General features: G+C 57.1%; 3 protein-coding genes. All 3 read right to left on the bottom strand.

The annotated features are described in order from the left end of the window. Positions 1 to 335, bottom strand: a 335-nt coding sequence (locus tag AC1D0Z_RS21035; RefSeq protein ID WP_477660102.1) for an FHIPEP family type III secretion protein, incomplete at its 3' end; no start/stop codon positions are given. Further along, positions 332 to 1,417 (bottom strand): EscU/YscU/HrcU family type III secretion system export apparatus switch protein, encoded by a 1,086-nt coding sequence (locus tag AC1D0Z_RS21030; protein ID WP_477660101.1) that lies wholly within the window; start codon positions 1,415 to 1,417, stop codon positions 332 to 334. The genes AC1D0Z_RS21035 and AC1D0Z_RS21030, both read right to left, overlap by 4 nt. Further along, positions 1,407 to 1,737 (bottom strand): flagellar biosynthetic protein FliR (locus AC1D0Z_RS21025; protein ID WP_477660100.1); only part of this gene is annotated, 331 nt, incomplete at its 5' end. The genes AC1D0Z_RS21030 and AC1D0Z_RS21025, both read right to left, overlap by 11 nt.

Here is a 1,737-nt window from a genome sequence, read left to right as displayed (position 1 = left end):
ATTACGTAGTTCCCGCCAACGACATAGGAGCCCACAGCGGCAATCACCCGACCAGCATCGCCATCCGAAAGAATCAGGCGCGTGGCGGCAACATTCAGCGACAGCCGGAACAGGGTGGCAATCAACAGCAGCGAAGGGAACGTCGAAAACTCGACAGGCCGCGCCATATAGAACGTCAGCATCAGGATCAGAAACGCGAAGCTGAAATTCAGCAGAATCAGGAAATCAAGCAGCGGGCTCGGGATGGGCGCAAACAATACCACCAGCACGCCCAACACCAGCAGCACCATAACGATGTCGCTGTGTTTGGTGAGGAAGCCTTGCAAGACTTTCATGTCGCAGCCATCCCCTGCCGGCGTTCGCGCATGGCGAAGACCCAGACAATGATTCGCGCCACTTCGGCATACATGGCTTGGGGCACATGTTGCTCCACCGCAAGCTCGCGGAAGAGCCTGCGGGCCAGAACGGGGTTTTGCACGACGGGTATGTTGTTCTCGCTCGCTATTCTTCTCATGGCCCCTGCGACCCGGCCGGTACCCTTGGCCACCATCTGCGGAGACGACATCTCGCCATGCTTGTAGCGCAAGGCGACCGCCACATGCGTCGGATTCGTCAACAACACATCGGCATTCTTCGTGTTGCGTACCGTTAATGTGCGCTTCAGCGCTTCCCGGCGCAGCTCCCTCAGCCGCGCACGGATGCGGGGATCGCCTTCCCGGTTTTTTGATTCGTCTTTCAGCTCCCTGCGGCTCATCTTCATCTTCTTGGAGAACTCGTGCCGTGTGTACATCCAATCCACGGCGGCGATCATCGCAAGAATCAATGCCATCTTCATGCTCAAGGAGGCCGCATCCTGGAGCAAGGTGCGCAGGTAAGCCAGCGGTGACAGGCCAGCCACGCCAAAGAAGTGAGGCGCCAGGCTTTTAAGTGCGAAGTAGGAAACGCCGGCAAGAAGAATCAGCTTGGCGCAGGCCCTGGCCGCATCAAACAGCGTTCGCATCGAAAACACCTTCTTGAAACCGTTGACTGGATTCAATCTATCGAAGTCCGCCTTGATCGGCTCTGTCGTGAACATCGGTCCGGTCTGCAGCACATTGGCGAGAACGGCAGTGAGCATGACGACGGCGAAGAAAGGCAGCAACTGCATCATCGCTCCCTTGATCACTTGGGATGCCATCGGCCAAAGCGCTCCGCCATGGGGGTCCAAACCCGCCATGTGAAGCAGCAGGCTCTGGTCGAAGATGAATTGGTCCCTGACACTGTCCCAGCCCTTCCACGTCAGAAAAACGGAAGCCACCGTCCAGACCAATGCCGAGATAACTTCTGCACTTTTCGCAACCTGTCCCTTTTCCTGTGCCTTGAGGAGCTTGTGGGGAGTCGCCGCTTCATTGCGGTCAAGGTCTTGTTCATCGGCCACGCGTAGCCTCCGGTGCAGACGTGCTTCGGGAAGCATCCAGAGGCAGCATGGAATCCCAGGTTGTGTAGATGCCGTGATAGACCCGAGTCATGACGCCGCCAATGCCGGAAAACCACAGCGAGAGAGTAACAAGCCCGACAATGATCTTCACGGGAATGCCAATGGCGAACATATTCATTTGCGGCAAGTTTCGCGCAACGACGCCGAGCGCCATCTCGACCATGAAAAGACAAAAAACAACGGGCGCAACCAAGGCGAATCCCAATGTGAACAACACGCCGACCTGTTTGAGCATGGGAAGCAGGCCATAAGCCACGGAC

It is taken from the genome of Polaromonas sp. P1_E3, assembly GCF_056405935.1.
Note: the sequence above shows the minus strand (reverse complement) of the source record. Positions and strands in the feature narration are given on the sequence as shown.